At 63.6% G+C, this 16,029-nt stretch carries 17 protein-coding genes; 9 read left to right on the top strand and 8 right to left on the bottom strand.

Features of this window, described 5'->3' with window-relative positions; all coding sequences use genetic code 11:
- Window positions 1-116: 116 nt before the first annotated feature.
- Both AQ12_RS06825 and AQ12_RS06820 read left to right on the top strand, forming a co-directional pair.
- Window positions 117-416, top strand: coding sequence for a CopG family ribbon-helix-helix protein (locus AQ12_RS06825; protein ID WP_048439119.1), 300 nt, complete (start codon window positions 117-119; stop codon window positions 414-416).
- A complete protein-coding gene (locus tag AQ12_RS06820; RefSeq protein ID WP_238587667.1) occupies window positions 335-709 on the top strand; it encodes a type II toxin-antitoxin system RelE/ParE family toxin in 375 nt (124 codons plus the stop codon). The genes AQ12_RS06825 and AQ12_RS06820 overlap by 82 nt, the downstream gene beginning before the upstream one ends.
- Window positions 710-713: 4 nt before the next feature.
- Here AQ12_RS06820 and AQ12_RS06815 read toward each other — a convergent pair whose 3' ends face one another.
- Complete coding sequence (locus tag AQ12_RS06815) at window positions 714-1,610, bottom strand: delta(1)-pyrroline-2-carboxylate reductase family protein (RefSeq protein ID WP_048439117.1); 897 nt, start codon at window positions 1,608-1,610, stop codon at window positions 714-716.
- A 212-nt stretch (window positions 1,611-1,822) separates the two neighbouring features.
- Here AQ12_RS06815 and AQ12_RS21975 point away from each other — a divergent pair, with 212 nt between their 5' ends.
- On the top strand, window positions 1,823-2,134 hold the full coding sequence (locus tag AQ12_RS21975; RefSeq protein ID WP_053076589.1) for a hypothetical protein: 312 nt from the start codon (window positions 1,823-1,825) through the stop codon (window positions 2,132-2,134).
- A 15-nt stretch (window positions 2,135-2,149) separates the two neighbouring features.
- On the opposite strand, the gene recJ is transcribed toward AQ12_RS21975, so the two are convergent.
- Complete coding sequence (gene recJ, locus AQ12_RS06805; RefSeq protein ID WP_048439116.1) at window positions 2,150-3,859, bottom strand: single-stranded-DNA-specific exonuclease RecJ; 1,710 nt, start codon at window positions 3,857-3,859, stop codon at window positions 2,150-2,152.
- Window positions 3,856-4,803 carry a hypothetical protein gene (locus tag AQ12_RS06800; protein WP_152682701.1) on the bottom strand — a complete coding sequence of 316 codons (948 nt, stop codon included), beginning with the start codon at window positions 4,801-4,803 and terminating at the stop codon, window positions 3,856-3,858. Before AQ12_RS06800 ends, recJ begins: the two co-directional genes overlap by 4 nt.
- 71 nt (window positions 4,804-4,874) lie before the next feature.
- Between AQ12_RS06800 and AQ12_RS06795 the strand changes: the two genes are divergently transcribed.
- Complete coding sequence (locus AQ12_RS06795) at window positions 4,875-6,128, top strand: lipoprotein-releasing ABC transporter permease subunit (protein WP_048439114.1); 1,254 nt, start codon at window positions 4,875-4,877, stop codon at window positions 6,126-6,128.
- Window positions 6,121-6,795 (top strand): lipoprotein-releasing ABC transporter ATP-binding protein LolD, encoded by a 675-nt coding sequence (gene lolD, locus AQ12_RS06790; protein ID WP_048439113.1) that lies wholly within the window; start codon window positions 6,121-6,123, stop codon window positions 6,793-6,795. Before AQ12_RS06795 ends, lolD begins: the two co-directional genes overlap by 8 nt.
- Before the next feature lie 180 nt (window positions 6,796-6,975).
- Here lolD and AQ12_RS06785 read toward each other — a convergent pair whose 3' ends face one another.
- Genes AQ12_RS06785 through AQ12_RS06770 form a run of 4 tightly spaced genes read right to left on the bottom strand, consistent with a single transcriptional unit; the run spans window position 6,976 to window position 11,085 of the window.
- On the bottom strand, window positions 6,976-8,016 hold the full coding sequence (locus AQ12_RS06785; RefSeq protein WP_048439112.1) for a VWA domain-containing protein: 1,041 nt from the start codon (window positions 8,014-8,016) through the stop codon (window positions 6,976-6,978).
- 13 nt (window positions 8,017-8,029) lie between these two features.
- Entirely contained in the window at window positions 8,030-9,061 is a 1,032-nt protein-coding gene (locus AQ12_RS06780) for a DUF58 domain-containing protein (protein WP_082151437.1), read from the bottom strand.
- On the bottom strand, window positions 9,042-10,049 hold the full coding sequence (locus AQ12_RS06775; protein ID WP_048439111.1) for a MoxR family ATPase: 1,008 nt from the start codon (window positions 10,047-10,049) through the stop codon (window positions 9,042-9,044). Before AQ12_RS06775 ends, AQ12_RS06780 begins: the two co-directional genes overlap by 20 nt.
- A 31-nt stretch (window positions 10,050-10,080) precedes the next feature.
- Complete coding sequence (locus AQ12_RS06770) at window positions 10,081-11,085, bottom strand: S1C family serine protease (protein ID WP_048439110.1); 1,005 nt, start codon at window positions 11,083-11,085, stop codon at window positions 10,081-10,083.
- Between the two features lie 103 nt (window positions 11,086-11,188).
- Here AQ12_RS06770 and AQ12_RS06765 point away from each other — a divergent pair, with 103 nt between their 5' ends.
- A complete protein-coding gene (locus tag AQ12_RS06765) occupies window positions 11,189-12,028 on the top strand; it encodes a TatD family hydrolase (protein WP_048439109.1) in 840 nt (279 codons plus the stop codon).
- Here AQ12_RS06765 and AQ12_RS06760 read toward each other — a convergent pair.
- Entirely contained in the window at window positions 12,010-12,825 is an 816-nt protein-coding gene (locus AQ12_RS06760) for a mechanosensitive ion channel family protein (RefSeq protein WP_193387966.1), read from the bottom strand. The two genes, AQ12_RS06765 and AQ12_RS06760, sit on opposite strands and share 19 nt — an antisense overlap.
- Window positions 12,826-12,912: 87 nt before the next feature.
- Between AQ12_RS06760 and AQ12_RS06755 the strand changes: the two genes are divergently transcribed.
- The 3 genes from AQ12_RS06755 to AQ12_RS06745 all read left to right on the top strand — a co-directional run bounded on the left by AQ12_RS06755 (window position 12,913) and on the right by AQ12_RS06745 (window position 16,022).
- The gene (locus AQ12_RS06755) at window positions 12,913-13,653 is read left to right on the top strand and encodes a spermidine synthase (protein ID WP_048439152.1); all 741 of its coding nucleotides are present in this window, start codon (window positions 12,913-12,915) and stop codon (window positions 13,651-13,653) included.
- Entirely contained in the window at window positions 13,650-15,437 is a 1,788-nt protein-coding gene (locus AQ12_RS06750; RefSeq protein ID WP_048439108.1) for a GspE/PulE family protein, read from the top strand. The genes AQ12_RS06755 and AQ12_RS06750 overlap by 4 nt, the downstream gene beginning before the upstream one ends.
- Window positions 15,438-15,533: 96 nt before the next feature.
- The gene (locus tag AQ12_RS06745) at window positions 15,534-16,022 is read left to right on the top strand and encodes a tripartite tricarboxylate transporter TctB family protein (RefSeq protein WP_048439107.1); all 489 of its coding nucleotides are present in this window, start codon (window positions 15,534-15,536) and stop codon (window positions 16,020-16,022) included.
- Window positions 16,023-16,029: the final 7 nt, after the last annotated feature.

Here is a 16,029-nt window from a genome sequence, read left to right as displayed (position 1 = left end):
GGGATGGGGCGGTGTGATGAAAGTACGTGCAATGCTAGCACCGCTGCTGGAGCCGGTGCATTCGGTTTTGCCAGGTGTTACCATGGTAATACCGCGACTGATGGAGGCACAGCATCATGCCCACGCTATCTGTAAAAATCGATACATTCACCAAGCATCGGATCGACCTGCTTGCCGAAAAACAGGGGACGACGGCGCACGCGCTGATGGTCAGGGCCATTGAGGAGCAGCTCGGCGGCCAGGAGGCGCATGATGAATTTGTGGATGACGCACTGCGCTCTTATGACGAGATGGTGTCAAGCGCAAAAGCGTATGACGGGTCAGAAGTCATCTCATGGCTGCAGGCGAAGTCAAAAGGCACGAAGGCAGGCAAGCCGCGACTGAAGTCACTGAAGTCATTGCTCAAACCTCGATGACCCGGATCGTCGTTACCAGAAACGCGCTGGCGGACATTGAGCGACTTGTCGATTTCCTTGCTCCGGCGCTGGCGGTTGAGTCATCCAGAACAGCGGGCCTGATTGCGAACGGCCTGGAGATACTCGCCACGCATCCTGCGGTGGGGCGTCCCGTGCAAAAGAACCTGAGAGAGCTGGTGATTTCGCGCGGCGCGACTGGATATGTAGCGCTCTACCGATTCGATGCCAATGCAGACATCGCTGTCATTCTGGCGCTTCGTCACCAGCGAGAAGCCGGGTATTCGCCACACTGAGCCATCAGTTGGCGGTGCGCGCCGCCGCGAGGTCCCAGCCAGCCCAGCCGCAGCTCTTGAACAGCACCGGGCCCTGGCGCGGCAAGCTCCTGCCGATCACGTCTTTCAATGCAGGAAATGACGCAACGTCCAGCCCCGCCTGCAGCAGGTCGCCTGCCTCATGCACTGCGTCGGCGGTGTCCACGACGATGCTGCCGTGTCCGGCAAAGTACCGGCACAGATCCGGTGCCAGTTCCACCATCTGCGGCGTGAACGAACCCACGGCGGCGATGAACGTATCGCTGCGCGGCAGGGCCTGCAGCACGATGCCGCTGGCGGGCGTGCAGGTGACGACCAGCGGGCAATCCTGGAGTGCGCCGTCTGCGTCGGTCGTGACGCTGGCCTTCAGTCCGATCGATCGCGCGTAAACAGCCAGCGCCTGCGCGCTGCCTTCGGTGCGCGAAGCGATGACCACTTCGCCAATCGACAGACCCTGCACGAATGCATCCAGATGCGCCCGACCCTGCGCGCCGGCTCCGACCACCAGCAGCGGGCCGTTCTTGTTCGGCGCGAGCTCCTGCGCCGCGAGCAACGACACCGCTGCGGTTCTTCTGGCGGTGACGGTGGGGCCGTCCATCACCAGGCAACGCTCGCCGCTCGCGATCGAAAAGACCACCACATCGCCCTGTATCGTCGGGCGCGTGGTGCCGGCATTGGCCGGTGTGAACGTGATCAGCTTCGTGATGGCGAATTCGTTGTCGTGGGCAGGCATCACGAACAGGCTCCCACCGCCTGGCAAGGGCTGCACAAGGCGTTCGGGCACATGCACCGAGGGGTCTGCCAGCACTGCTCGGATCTGCGCCACCAGCGCGGGCCACGCAAGCTGCGCTGCGGTCTCGCGCGCGTTGAGTATCTGGGTCACTTCTGGTCGTCCTGCATCAGTACACGGTGTTCACTGTAGCCGCCCGCGCAACGCGGCCGCCATTTGACCTCGGTACTTGCCTCAGTCCACGATGGCGAGTTGCCCGACTACAAGGGCCCCTGCTGCAATTCCCACGCGAGCTGCCCGCAATGGCTGACTCCGGCGCCCGCAGCGCTCTCCTACATTGGAATCACACCAACAGGGAGTGCGCCATGAGCCACGCAGCAGCTTTTGAAACCACCGGCTGGGCCAGCACCCATCCGGCTTCGATCGATTCGTCTGATGAATTCGAAATGCCGGGCGAGGCACCGTACTGCCCCATGGGCCTGCTGGCAACTTTCGTGGAATTGATGGCTGAACATGGCCGCGCCATCAGCAACACATCCATGCTCGGTGATCGCGAATACGCGATGTGGCAGCTGGCCCGGGCGCATGCGATGGGCAACAGCGAACTGCGCGCCGTGGCCGTCAGGCTCTTCGCCTACTTCGACGATCTCAACCAGGCCGCGCGCACTGCGCACTGACGCGCACGCCGTACGCTAATAGTCCGCGCCTTCGACCAGGAACCGCACCCGCCGCACGCCTTGCCATTCATCGGCGTCGAGGCGAAACGCAAGCTTCACACGTGAAGGCAGCGGCTCTGTCCGGCCGAACCAGATGCCGTCCACCGGCTGGCCCTGGTGCTTCATCTTGAGCTGCAGGTGCTTTTCGCCGACCAGGCGCTGCGACACGATTTCAACTTCTTCACTGAACACCGGGGGCGCAAACCCCTGGCCCCAGACAGCGCGATGCAAGGTGTCCACCAGGTCGGGCCGCAGGTACTCGGGCGCGAGCGGGCCGTCGGTGTCGAGCCGCCGCAAAAGCGTGGGTGCATCCAGCCATTCGTGCGCGATCTGCGCCAGCGCGTTTTCAAACACATCGAGGTGTTCTTCCTCGATGGTGCAGCCCGCTGCCATGGCATGTCCGCCAAACCTCAGCAGCACGCCCGGATGCCGCTTGGCCAGCAGGTCCAGCGCGTCGCGCAGATGGAATCCGGGAATCGATCGTCCTGATCCCTTGAGTTCGTGCTCCTTGCCCTGCGCCTGGCTGGCGGCGAACACAAAGGTCGGGCGGTGCAGCCGGTCCTTGATGCGTGAGGCCACGATGCCGACCACGCCCTCATGAAAATCCGGGTCGAACACGCAGACGGCAGGCGGCGGTTCGTCGCTTTCGTCGAACATGCCGTCCACCAGCTCCATGGCCTGCTCGCGCATGCCGCCTTCAATGTCCCGGCGCTCGCGGTTGATGGCGTCCAGCGAGCGCGCCAGTTCGTCGCCGCGCGCCTTGTCGTCGGTCAGCAGGCACTCGATGCCAATGGTCATGTCCGACAGCCGTCCTGCCGCATTGATGCGCGGACCCAGCGCAAAACCGAAATCGAAGGTGGTGGCCATCGAAGGATGGCGCGCCGCAGCCACGAAGAGACTGGCCAGGCCGCACGGCAATGTGCCTGCGCGGATGCGCTTCAAGCCCTGGGCAACCAGCCGCCGGTTGTTGGCATCGAGCTTGACCACATCGGCCACGGTGCCCAGCGCAACCAGTGGCAGCAAGGAGTCGAGCTTGGGCTCGGCGCGGCCTTCGAATGCGCCGCGCGCGCGCAGCTCGGCGCGCAGCGCCATCAGCACATAGAACATCACGCCGACGCCGGCGATCGCCTTGCTCTCGAAGTTGCAGCCCGGCTGGTTGGGGTTGACGATGACGGCCGCGTCGGGAAGCTCTGCACCGGGCAGGTGGTGGTCGGTCACCAGCACTTTCAGTCCGGCCGCGTTGGCTGCTGCCACGCCTTCGACGCTCGCGATGCCGTTGTCCACCGTGACCAGCAGGTCGGCGCCTTGCTCTTTCACGCGGCGAGAGATCGGGGCGGTGAGGCCGTAGCCGTCAACCACCCGATCCGGGACGATGTAGTTCACATGCTTTGCGCCCAGCAGGCGCAAGCCGCGTATGCCAACCGCACATGCGGTTGCGCCGTCGCAGTCGTAGTCGGCGACGATGCAGATGCGCTGGTCGGCGGCGATGGTGTCGGCCAACAGGATGGCTGCTTCGTGCAGCCCTTTCATGCCCGATGGAGGCAGCAGCCGGGCAAGCCCGTCGTCCAGCTCGTCCATGCCCTGCACGCCCCTGGCGGCAAAAAGCCGCGCCAGCAGGGGGTGCACGCCGCCTTGCTCAAGCGCCCATGCGGCGCGTGGCGGAATGTCTCTGGTGATGATCTTCATAAAGCTTCAAGTACCTGGGGAACGCGTTTGCCCGAAAAGACGCCGGCCATGCGCGCGCCAAGGCCGCGCCAATAGCTGCGACCTGACGGCGAGGTCCACGTCCGTGAGCTGCGTTCGCCGCAGAGTGTGAGTGAAATGGACTCGCCCTTGTCCAGGGCCGAGCCAAGTGATGCGAGGTGCGTGGAATCCAGCTCGCGCCAGGCGGCGGACCAGGCGGCCCAGTCCTGGGCGAGCGCCGGGTCACGCAATTTGCCTGAGACTTCCATTGCGGCTGGCGCAGTGCCCTGGGCCGACACTGGCAGCGCGCCGGTGCCGCTGATCCAGAACGAATTGATGGGCAACAGGCCCGCAGACTGACGCCTGTCGTTGACTTGGTGCGTGTAGAGCAGCATCTGCGTTTCTTGCTGCAGGCGCCGCAGCGCCGAGGCGGCCTTGATGCGCGGAATCCAGCGGTCGATGTTGCCGCCATCCACGCGGTCCAGCGATGCAGTGGGCAGATCGCGGAACACCTCACCGCGCGCGAGCCATCGCTGCGGCGATTGCATTTCCACCACGATGCCGTCCTGCTCGAAGTAAGGGCTGACCGCCTCGAATACGGCCTGGGCGTCCTGCACTGTCAGTTGCAGCTGCGACGAATGCGACATGCTGATGTGGTCCATCGCCACATGCCAGTGACAGGGGGTGATCCAGCCGAAGGCTTCGTGTTCATTGCCACGGCCGGCATCCAGCGCGGCCAGTGGGATGCAGCCATCCGGGGCTTCGATGCCATGCGCACGCGCGATCGCCCGCTCGTGGGGCATCGAGAGCGAGTTTTCATCGCCGCACACCATGGATGAGGGGGAAAGCCTTGCCAGGAGCCGTTCTAGATGGGGCAGTTCGAGCCGCGCCATGGCCTGGCGGCAGCCCTCGTGCAAAGCCGAGGCGAATGGGATGACTGATTTCAAGGAAGGGGCACCGTCTGACACAGCCGTATTGTCGGGGATGCCACAATCGCGCCACTCAAGCGAAGTCATCCATGCAATTGCCCTATGAAATGGTCCTGGGCTGGCGTTACACCAGGGCCGGTCGAGCGACACGTCGCAACGGCTTCATCTCCTTTATCTCCGGCGTGTCCATGTTGGGCATTGCCCTGGGCGTGGCCGCGCTCATCATCGTGCTGTCGGTGATGAACGGCTTCCAGAAAGAGGTGCGCGACCGGATGCTGGGCGTTGTTTCGCATATCGAAGTCTTCGGCCCCGGCGGCGGCATGCTCGAAGACGCGAACCGCACGATGGCCGAAGCCAGGCGCAACCCGGAGGTGATGGGCGCAGCGCCTTTCATTTCGGCGCAGTCGTTGATGGCGCGCGGCGAAGACATGCGCGGCGCCATCGTTCGCGGCATCGACCCGGCCAAGGAGCCCGAGGTCACCGATCTGGCGGCTTCGATGAAACCGGTGCTCGACAAACTCAAGCCCGGTGAATTCGGCGCTGTGCTCGGTGCTGAACTCGCACGCGCGCTGGGCGTGAAAGAGGGCGACCCGGTCACGATGATCGCGCCGGGCGGGCAGGTGACGCCTGCGGGTGTGGTGCCGCGCCTGAAGCAGCTCACCGTGGTCGGCACCTTCGACTCGGGCCATTTTGAATACGACAGCGGCCTGGTGTTGCTGCACCAGGACGACGCTGCGCGCATCTTCCGCCTGGAGGGACCGACCGGCATTCGGCTCAAGCTCAAGGATCTGCACAAGGCACGTGAAGTCGGCGCGGAACTCGCGAGCACGCTCAGCGGCCAGGTCCTGGTGCGCGACTGGACGCGCCAGAACCGCACCTGGTTCGCCGCGGTGCAGCTTGAAAAGCGAATGATGTTCATCATCCTCACGTTGATCGTGGCGGTGGCCGCATTCAACCTGGTCAGCACGCTGGTGATGACCGTGACCGACAAGCGCGCCGACATCGCCATCTTGCGGACACTGGGCGCGAGTCCGGGCAGCATCATGGGCATCTTTGTGGTGCAGGGCGCGATGGTGGGCGTGATCGGCACGCTCGCCGGGTTGCTGCTGGGGCTGGGCATCGCGTTCAACATCGACGTGATCGTGCCTGCGCTGGAAAGCGCGCTCGGCGCGAGCTTCCTGCCGCGCGATATCTACCTGATCAGCCGCATGCCCAGCGATCCGCAGCAGTCAGACATCATGCCCATTGCACTCATCTCGCTGGCGCTGGCTTTCGTGGCCACGATCTATCCGAGCTGGCGCGCGAGTCGCGTCAATCCTGCGGAGGCGCTGCGCTATGAGTGACCTCGTACTCAAGGCACAGGGCATCACCAAGCGATTCCACGACGGCACGCTCGACGTGCAGGTGCTCAAGGGTATCGACCTGGAAGTGCGCAAGGGCGAGACGATTGCCATCGTGGGCGCCTCGGGTTCAGGCAAGAGCACGCTGCTGCATTTGCTCGGGGGTCTCGATGCGCCGACCTCAGGACACATCGAGTTGATGGGCCATGACTTCACGCGTCTCAATGCCGCGGCGCAAGGGCGCTTGCGCAACGAGCACCTGGGTTTCGTGTACCAGTTTCATCACCTGTTGCCGGAGTTCAGCGCACTCGACAACGTCGGGATGCCGCTGCGTATCCGGCGCTTGCCGTTGGAGGAGTGCGCGGCTGCGGCGGCGAAGACATTGGAGTCGGTGGGCTTGCGCGACCGTGTGCACCACCGGCCGGCAGAACTGTCCGGAGGCGAGCGTCAACGTGTAGCCATCGCGCGTGCCCTGGTGACGAACCCGGCCTGCGTGATGGCCGATGAGCCGACCGGCAACCTCGATCGAAGCACGGCGGATGTGGTGTTCGAGATGATGCTGCAACTCGCCCGCGATCGCGGGACGGCGTTCATCCTGGTGACGCACGATGAGACGCTGGCTGCGAGGTGCCATCGTCAGCTGAGGCTGGTTGAAGGGCATTTGTCCTGACGGACTGATGTCCCGCAGGTATGTGTGTGTGGGGGGGCGGGGGCTGTCATGCCGGACTCGATCCGGCATCCACCGCGAAGCGGTTACGGCCGTCGAATACATGGATTGCGGATCAAGTCCGCAATGACAGCCTCTCGTTGGCGATTAATTGGAATCCGATTAATTGGAATCTGACCCCAATTAAAGAATCCGGTTGAACCACAGCAGTGACAGTCCAGCCGAGAACAGGGCCAGCACCCCGGCCACCAGCGCGAACAGCGCCGACACTTCGGTTTCCTTCTTCTCGACCGTCAGCCGCGAGCTGAGCGTCTCGTAGACCTTCTTCAGATCGCCAGCGGTCCCTGCGTAGTAGTACTCCGCACTGGTCTTGTTGGCGATGGCCTTGAGCGTTTCTTCATCGAGCCGCACGCGCATCGACCAACCTTCGAATCCGATCGTTTCGCCGTCCACCGTGCCGATGCCCACGGTGTACACACGCACACCGCGGTCGGCGGCGATCTTGGCGGCTTCGAGCGGATCGACGCCGGTGGTGCGTTGACCATCGGTCAGCATGATGATCGCGGCGGAAGAGTACGACCCAGGTGCCACCGGCGTGAACTCTTTCTTTTCCTTTTTCTCGGTATCGAGCGACAAGCCGCGCTGGCGATCACGCCCGCCCTGCATCGAAGCGATGTCGATGCCCGCATCGGGGAACAGTGTGGCGAGCGAGATCACGATGGCATTGCCAGTGGCGGTGGCGCGTTGCAACTGGAAGCGGTCGATGGCGGTGACCAGGTCTTCGCGATTGACAGTCGGCAATTGCGCCACCTGCGCAGACCCGGCGAATGCGACGATGCCGACCTTCACATGGCGCGGCAATTCGGTGATGAAGGCCTTGGCCGCGTTCTGCGCGGCAACCAGGCGGTTGGGTTGCACGTCGGTCGCGCGCATGCTGCCCGACACATCCATCGCCAGGATGATGGTCTGCTGGTTGGATGGCAGCGTGACGACCGCAACCGGCCGCGCCGCCGCGAGCAGCAGTGCCGCCATGGCCAGCAGGAACAGCAGCGGTGGAATGTGCCGCTTGAAGCTTTGCCCCGCGCCCATCGCTTCCTTCACGATGGACAGCGTTGCATAGCGCAACGCGACTTTTTTCTTGCGGCGCATCAGCCACACATACAGCACGACGAGCAGCGGCAAGGCCAGCAGCATCCAGAGGTTTTGTGCCCAGAGAAAGTTCATGATTGCAGTCCTGTCAGGCCGCGCGCCTCAAGTGCGCGGGCAATCCGCCGCCGCCCGATAGCCGGGTGCGGCGCTTGCGCATATCGACGAAGCGCACCACGGCCTCGACCATGTCGCCGTCGGTCGATAGTTCGAGCGCATCGACGCCGGCCTTGACGAAGCCCTGGCGCAGGTCGGCCTCGCGCTGCGCGGCGATGCGGGCGAAGCGTTTGCGGAAACCGGCGTCGTGCGTATCGACCAGCAACTGCTCGCCGGTTTCGCTGTCACGAATGGTGAGAAGGCCCAGGTCGGGTATGTCGAGTTCGAGCGGATCGACGACGCGAACCGCCACCACTTCGTGTCTTTGAGCAAGCAGTGCCAGCGGGCGCTCCCAGCCGGGTTCGCTGATGAAGTCGGAGATGACGAACACCGTGGAGCGGCGCTTGATGAGGCCTGCTGCCGACTGCAGCAAGTCCTGCAGGCGCGTGATGTCGCCGTCCTTGATTTCCGGGCGCTTCTGGATACTGTGCAGGATGTGCAGCACATGGGGCCGGCCACCACGCGTGGGAATGATGGTGTCCACGCCTGTTCCGTACAGCATCGCACCGACGCGATTGCCGTGCCGCGTGAGCAGGCGCGCAAGCACGCCGACGAAGTTGGCCGACACGGTGCGCTTGCGTGTTTCACCCGAGCCGAAATCGACGGACGGGCTCAGGTCCACCAGGAACCAGGCCGCCATCTCGCGGTCTTCGGTGAACACGCGCACATGGGGCACTTGCAGGCGCGCAGTCACGTTCCAGTCGATGTGGCGCACGTCGTCCTGGTGCTGGTATTCGCGCAGGTCGGCCAGGTCCAGGCCCGAGCCGCGCATGAGCGTGCGGTAGTCGCCTTGCAGCAGGCCGTCGAGGCGGCGAATGACCGACCATTCGAGGCGGCGCAGGATGTGTTCGGCCGAGGCAGCCGATGAGGCGACAGGCGCTGGGACAGGCTCTGCCTGAACGGGTTTGGTGGCCGTTCGCCCTGAGCCTGTCGAAGGGCTCCTGAACTTAAGCAGCCAGTTTTTCATGTTCCAGCGGCTTGGGCGGCGAAGGAATTTTCGCCATGATTTTTCCGACGATCGCATCGGCCGTGAGGCCTTCAGACAAGGCTTCGTACGACAGCACCAGCCGATGGCGCAGAACATCGGGCACCAGGTCCGTCATGTCTTCGGGCAGCGCGTAGGTTCGTCCACGCAACATCGCAAGCGCTCTGGCGCCTTCAACCAGATTGATGGTCGCGCGCGGGCTGGCGCCATACGTGATGAACGGCCGCAGGTCTTTCAGGCCGTGCTTTTCGGGTGTGCGGGTGGCCGACACCAGCCGCACCGCGTATTGCGTGAGCGATGGGTCGACATAGACGCGCCGGCATTCCTGCTGGAGGGCTGCGAGCTGCTCGGTCGTCGCGACCTCGCTCACCGTGACCGCAGGACCGGTGACACGCTCGACGATGACGAACTCTTCCTCGTCGGTGGGGTAGTCGACCAGCACCTTCATCATGAAACGATCGACCTGCGCCTCGGGCAGCGGATAAGTGCCTTCGGTTTCGATCGGGTTCTGCGTGGCCATCACCAGGAACGGATTGGGCACCTTGTGCGTTTCGCCGGCGATGGTGACCTGACGTTCCTGCATCACTTCGAGCAAGGCACTCTGTACCTTGGCAGGCGCGCGGTTGATTTCGTCGGCCAGCAGCAAGTTGGTGAACACGGGGCCCAGCGAGGTGCTGAACTCGCTGTTCTTCTGGTTGTAGACACGCGTGCCCACCAGGTCTGCAGGCACGAGGTCGGGTGTGAACTGGATGCGCTTGAACTGGCCGCGCATGGTGTTGGCGAGCGTCTTCACCGTGAGCGTTTTTGCAAGGCCCGGCACGCCTTCGACCAGCAGGTGACCTTGCGCGAGCATGGCGACCATCACGCGTTCGAGGAACCTGTCCTGGCCGACGACCACGCGCTTGACCTCGTAGAGGATCTGCTCCATGAGTTGCGCGGTGTCGGTGTCCTGGCGGGTGTCTGGATTCATGGGCTTGTGTGTCCTGGAAGCTTGGAGGTTTCTAGAAGGGCGGCAGGCCTGCGGCGGTGGCGGCATTCTCGATGGGCACGGCAAAGCCGATACCGATGAAGGTGCGAGCCGATGTCGGGTTGAGGATGGCAGTGACGATGCCGACAACCTCGCCATCCATCGTGACCAGCGGGCCGCCCGAATTGCCGGGGTTGGCTGCTGCATCGAACTGGATCAGGTTCTTCATGTCCTGCTTGCCTTCGGGTGAGCGGAACACGCGTTTCAGGCCCGAGATGACACCGCCCGATGCCGACGGGCCGATGCCAAACGGAAAGCCGACCGCCAGCACCTTGTCGCCGGGCGCAAGATCGTTGGTGGACCGCATGGTGGCGGCGATCATGTCGTCGGGAATCTTGCTGGCTTGCAGCACCGCGAGGTCGTTTTCGGACTGCACACCGGTGATCGTGGCGGTGGCTTCGAGGCCATCGGAGAACACCACCTTGATGCGGTCAGCGCCCGCGACGACGTGCAGGTTGGTGAGGATCACGCCCTTGTCGATGATCACCACGCCAGTGCCCACGCCGTGTTCGACTTCTTCGTCCTCGGCGCCGGATGGCCCGAGGTTTTCGGTTGGTGTGGCAGGCCCGAGAGGCTTGGGCTTCGCGCTTTTGGCGGCGAGCTGCTTGTCATCTTTCAAGCGGCTTTTTTTGACGTAGCTCATCACACGGACGACGGACGGGCGGATGTTCTCGTACGCGCGGGCGTACTCCGAAGGCATGACCTGCGTTTCCATCGTCTTCATGACGGCGGCGTTGATGTCTTCCTGGGTGAGTTTGCGCTGGCCTGTCTTCAGGCCGAGCGCCACGCTGGCTGCAAGCGCGATGGCCAGAAGCAGGATGGCGCTCCAGAGCAGGGCGGGACTGGACAGCGAGAACCGGGCCTTGCGCACGCCGGCAGTTGCCTGTGCATCGGACGCAGCCACCGCACCATCGGACGGGGATTGGACGGGCTGCGGCCGGGCGGTCCGGCTCGAACTGTAAAGGGCTGGCCTGCGCATTCGTTCACCTATGAAAACAGCGGGAGAACCGGGGATAAACGGGGCAAACACACGGTATCACGGTTTGCTGCGCGATGCACAAACCGTGCGGCATGATGGGGCAATGTCAACCTGGATCGACACCCATTGCCACCTCGATGCGCCGGAGTTCGCGCGCGATCGCACGGCGGTTCGCGAGCGCGCCAAAGCTGCCGGTGTCGGCCACTGCGTCCTGCCTGCTGTTGAGGTGGGCAATTTCCAGGCGGTGCGTGAGCTGGCGCACCAACATGGCGACAGTTACGCGCTGGGCATACATCCTCTGTGCACGGCCGGTGCCAGCGAGGGCGACCTGCAGGCGCTCGATGAAGCACTGGCTGAGTTTGGCGATGACCCGCGCCTGGTGGCGGTCGGCGAGATCGGCCTGGACCTGTTCGTGCCCGGTCTGGATTTCGATCGGCAGGAGTTTTTTTACAGGGAGCAGCTGCGCCTTGCGCTCAAGCACGGACTGCCGGTCATCGTGCATGTTCGCAAGTCTGCGGACCAGTTGCTCAAGCATTTGCGCCGGCTGCCGGTCAAGGGAATCGCGCACGCCTTCAATGGCAGCGAACAGCAGGCCAGCGCATTCGTCGAACTGGGTTTCAAGCTCGGCTTTGGGGGCAACGTCACGTATGACCGGGCGCAGCAGATACAGCGCCTTGCCGCTGCCTTGCCCCTGTCGGCGATCGTGATGGAGACCGATTCACCCGACATTCCGCCCCACTGGCTCTACCGTACGGCCCAGGAGCGTGCGGACGGTTCAGCCCAGGGGCGTAACGAGCCGGCTGAATTGCCACGAATTGCCTCGATGCTGGCGTTGCTTCGCGGAATCGGTACGGATGAGCTCAAGGACATGGCAGCTCGTAACAGCGAGGACGCCTTGCCCAAGCTTTCGGTTCTGCTGAAAGATCAGGCAGCCGAACGCTGAACCGTCGGCGTCTCCGGCACCGGATAGCCCGCTGCACCAAAGGTATCCACGATCGCCTTGTGCGTGTCGAAATACACCTGCATGTAGTTGTCGTTGTGGGTATAGGGCCTCACGGCCAGCAGCGGCCCTTCCGGCGTGAATTGCAGGATCTGGATCTCTGGCGCTGGCTCGGTTGCGACATTTGGAATTTTCGCAACGGCTGCCTTGAGTTTTTCGATCGCCTCATGCGGATTCACACTGTTGGCGATCTTCGCGGTGGTGTCGACCCGCCGTGTCGGCAGGGTGCTGAGATTCTGGATGGTGTCCGACAGTACCTTGTTGTTGCCGATCAGTGCGGTGATGTTGTCGCCGGTGACAAGCGTTGTGCCGAACAGCCCGAGTTCCCGGACCCTGCCATTGACGCCTGCAATGATCACCTGGTCGCCTACCTTGTAGGGCCGCAGCACTTGCAGGAACACGCCGGCGGCAAAGTGCGTGAGCAAACCGCCCCATGCGGTGCCGATGGCCAGGCCGACACCCGCGAGCAGCGCGGCAAACGAAGTCGTCTTGACGCCGAAGATGTCGAGCACCGCCAGGATCAACAGGACGTTGAGGGCAACCGAGATGGCCTGCGCGAGATAGCGCGACAGCGTGACGTCGATGCGCTTGCCGCGTTCGAGACCCGCAAACGCCAGCCGCTTGATCCAGCCGATCACCCAGCGTCCGACGATCCAGACGGCCAGCGCGCCCAGCACCTTGACGCCGAAGTCCACGCCACGGGTGCCGAGAAATCCCATCAAAACATTCGTATCCAACATGCCTGCTCCGGTGCTGCGTTTGACTGACGCGGCGATTTTGCATGAAGCGCGTGGTCATAATCTGCGGCTGTGAAAGACCAAACCCCCATGCACGCCGAAGTGAATTTCTCCGACCACGGCGACGTGCGCTATCTTCACCTGGGAACCGAGTGGGTCCAGGGCTCCATGTTTCTGGACAAGCCGTTCGAGCTGGAGCTGGAGTACGTGCAGCGCATGATGGCGTGGCTGCTGTTCGTCGATGCCGCGTCCGTGCCAAAGCGCCATGCCATGCAGCTCGGGCTTGGCGCTGCATCGCTCACGAAATTCTGCTGGCGCAAGCTGCGCATGAAGACAACCGCCATCGAGCTCAATCCGCAAGTTGTTGCTGCATGCCGCCTCTGGTTCAAGCTGCCGGCCGATGATGCGCGGCTGTCGGTCGTGCTCGGTGACGCGGCCGAAGTTGCGCACCATGAGCACTGGCATGGGCAGGTCGATGCGCTTCAGGTGGATTTGTACGACCAGGAAGCCGCAGGTCCGGTGCTCGACTCGCCTGAGTTCTATGCCGATTGCCGCAAGCTCCTGACCGAAGACGGCTGCATGACCGTCAATCTCTTTGGCCGTTCGTCTAGCTACGAAGAAAGCGTCAAGCGCATCGCAGCCGCGTTCGGAGACGATGCGATGTGGTCGTTTCGGCCCACGCGCGAGGGCAACACCATTGTGCTGGCGCTCAGGACGGCGCAGCATCCCACCCGCGAGGCGCTTGCCGCTCGCGCGGAAACGATTGAAACTCGTTGGGGATTGCCTGCCCGCAAATGGTTGCGGGTGTTCAAACCTGTTGATCCCACATGACCGCAGCCGCTCGCCCCCGCACGATTTCCCGGTTGCCATTCCACGGTCCGCTCGACTGGCGCCGCATCGTCGAATGGCTGAACCAGGACGGCGTCATCTCGGATGACGAAGCGCGCCGAACCATCGCGCGGTGCGCCCAGGCCGAAAGCGCCCAGCACCCGCTGGTGCGACTGGCGGCTGTGGCGATGTCCCGGCAAAGCGACGGCAAGCCGCTGGATATAGAGTCGCTCACGCAGTGGCTCGCGGTGCGCGCGGACCTGGCGTATCTGCGCATCGATCCGCTCAAGGTCGATGTGGGCAAGGTCGCCGACACCATGAGCGCAGCCTATGCCGAGCGGCATCGCGTGCTGCCCGTGCAGGTGACGCCCAGCGAAGTGGTGGTTGCGACGGCCGAACCGTTCCTGCAGGACTGGGTCGCCGAGGTCGAGCGCCAGTCCAGGCGCTCGGTGCGCCGCGTGGTTGCGAGCCCGCTGGACATTCACCGGTACACAGCAGAATTTTTCGCGCTGGCCAAGTCGGTGCGTGCAGCGCAGCGATCGGGCGGCAATGCGGGTGCGGCCAGTTTCGAGCAGCTGGTTGAACTGGGAAACAGGAAGCAGCTCGATGCCAACGACCAGGGCGTGGTGCAGGTTGTCGACTGGCTCTGGACCTACGCATTCGACCAGCGCGCCAGCGACATCCACCTGGAGCCCAGGCGCGAGCAGGGCGTGATCCGGTTTCGCATCGACGGTGTGCTGCATCCGGTCTACCAGATGCCCATGGGCGTTCTCAATGCGATGACCGCGCGCATCAAGCTGCTGGGGCGCATGGACGTGGTCGAAAAGCGCCGGCCGCAAGATGGCCGCATCAAGACCCGCAATCCGCGCGGCGACGAGGTCGAGATGCGCCTGTCCACGCTGCCCACCGCGTTCGGCGAAAAGATGGTGATGCGCATCTTCGACCCCGACACCGCGGTGAAGGACCTGGACGCGCTCGGCTTTTCGCCGCACGATGCGCAGCGCTGGGAGACGCTCGTCAAGCGGCCCTACGGCATCATCCTTGTGACCGGGCCTACCGGTTCGGGCAAGACCACGACGCTTTACTCCACGCTCAAGCGCATCGCCACCGAAGAAGTCAACGTCAGCACGGTGGAAGACCCGATCGAAATGATCGAGCCTTCGTTCAACCAGACGCAGGTGCAGCCGCAACTCGATTTCGGTTTTGCCGAGGGACTTCGCGCGCTGATGCGGCAGGACCCGGACATCATCATGGTGGGCGAAATCCGTGACCTCGCAACCGCCGAAATGGCGGTGCAGGCGGCGCTCACCGGGCACCTGGTTTTCTCGACGCTGCACACCAACGATGCGCCTTCTGCCATTTCGCGCCTGATGGAGCTGGGCATTGCGCCCTACCTCATCAATGCGACCATGCTCGGCGTGCTGGCGCAGCGCCTGGTGCGCACCTTGTGCAAGCAATGCCGGGAGCCCGATACCTCGATGTCGCGCGAATCGCTGGATGCCATCGTCCGGCCCTGGCAGATCACCGGTGCGTTCAAGCCGTACCGGGCCGTGGGCTGTGTCGATTGCCGGATGACCGGCTTTCTGGGCCGCATGGGTCTGTATGAACTCATGACCATCAGCGAGGCTTTCAAGGACAAGGTGAGCAAGGAGCCGGCCATTGACGCACTGCGGCGACAGGCCGTGGTCGATGGCATGCGGCCCCTGCGACTGGCTGGCGGCCTGAAAATTGCCGAAGGCCTCACGACGCTGGAGGAAGTTCTGACCGCGACGCCTCCGCTCGAATGAGGGCATGACAGGCTGCGGGGTAGGTGAAACCCACAACGACGGGTCGGACTATTCCACCCACAATCCGCCATCGAATCAGTTTCGAGGAGACACGTCGTGAAAATCAAGAGCCAGAAGGATTTCTTCTCCGGCCTCATGTTCCTGGTCGTAGGCATCGCCTTCGCATGGGGCGCCACCACATACAACGTCGGTACCGGTGCCCGAATGGGTCCTGGCTACTTCCCGCTCGTGCTGGGGGTGCTGCTCGCGGGCATCGGCGCCTTCACCATCTTCGAGGCCATGGTCGTCGAGACCGAAGACGGCGAACCCATCGGCAAGTTTGCCTGGCGTCCCCTTGGCTTCATCATCGGCTCCAACATCGTGTTCGGCATCCTGCTGGGCGGCCTGCCCAAGATCGGCATCCCGTCCTTCGGCCTGATCATCGCGATCTATGCGCTGGTGTTCATCGCCGCGCAGGCCGGTGACGAATTCAACTGGAAGGAAGTGATCGTGCTCGCCACGATCCTTGCCATCGGCAGCTACCTCGCATTCATCGTGCTGCTCAAGCTCCAGTTCCCGGTCTGGCCCAGTTTCATCGTGGGTTAAAAAAGGC

The organism is Caenimonas sp. SL110 (assembly GCF_001044395.1).
GTDB lineage: Bacteria > Pseudomonadota > Gammaproteobacteria > Burkholderiales > Burkholderiaceae_C > Ramlibacter.
This window is presented reverse-complemented; position numbering and strand designations above follow the sequence as displayed.

What these genes read in the sequence shown, in the direction of transcription:
- AQ12_RS06825 (WP_048439119.1), top strand. Translation starts at nt 117, where the DNA reads ATGCCCACGCTATCTGTAAAAATCGATACATTCACCAAGCATCGGATC.
- AQ12_RS06820 (WP_238587667.1), top strand. Translation starts at nt 335, where the DNA reads ATGGCTGCAGGCGAAGTCAAAAGGCACGAAGGCAGGCAAGCCGCGACT.
- AQ12_RS21975 (WP_053076589.1), top strand. Translation starts at nt 1,823, where the DNA reads ATGAGCCACGCAGCAGCTTTTGAAACCACCGGCTGGGCCAGCACCCAT.
- recJ (WP_048439116.1), bottom strand. Translation starts at nt 3,859, where the DNA reads ATGAAGATCATCACCAGAGACATTCCGCCACGCGCCGCATGGGCGCTT.
- AQ12_RS06795 (WP_048439114.1), top strand. Translation starts at nt 4,875, where the DNA reads ATGCAATTGCCCTATGAAATGGTCCTGGGCTGGCGTTACACCAGGGCC.
- lolD (WP_048439113.1), top strand. Translation starts at nt 6,121, where the DNA reads ATGAGTGACCTCGTACTCAAGGCACAGGGCATCACCAAGCGATTCCAC.
- AQ12_RS06785 (WP_048439112.1), bottom strand. Translation starts at nt 8,016, where the DNA reads ATGAACTTTCTCTGGGCACAAAACCTCTGGATGCTGCTGGCCTTGCCG.
- AQ12_RS06780 (WP_082151437.1), bottom strand. Translation starts at nt 9,061, where the DNA reads ATGAAAAACTGGCTGCTTAAGTTCAGGAGCCCTTCGACAGGCTCAGGG.
- AQ12_RS06775 (WP_048439111.1), bottom strand. Translation starts at nt 10,049, where the DNA reads ATGAATCCAGACACCCGCCAGGACACCGACACCGCGCAACTCATGGAG.
- AQ12_RS06770 (WP_048439110.1), bottom strand. Translation starts at nt 11,085, where the DNA reads ATGCGCAGGCCAGCCCTTTACAGTTCGAGCCGGACCGCCCGGCCGCAG.
- AQ12_RS06765 (WP_048439109.1), top strand. Translation starts at nt 11,189, where the DNA reads ATGTCAACCTGGATCGACACCCATTGCCACCTCGATGCGCCGGAGTTC.
- AQ12_RS06760 (WP_193387966.1), bottom strand. Translation starts at nt 12,825, where the DNA reads ATGTTGGATACGAATGTTTTGATGGGATTTCTCGGCACCCGTGGCGTG.
- AQ12_RS06755 (WP_048439152.1), top strand. Translation starts at nt 12,913, where the DNA reads ATGCACGCCGAAGTGAATTTCTCCGACCACGGCGACGTGCGCTATCTT.
- AQ12_RS06750 (WP_048439108.1), top strand. Translation starts at nt 13,650, where the DNA reads ATGACCGCAGCCGCTCGCCCCCGCACGATTTCCCGGTTGCCATTCCAC.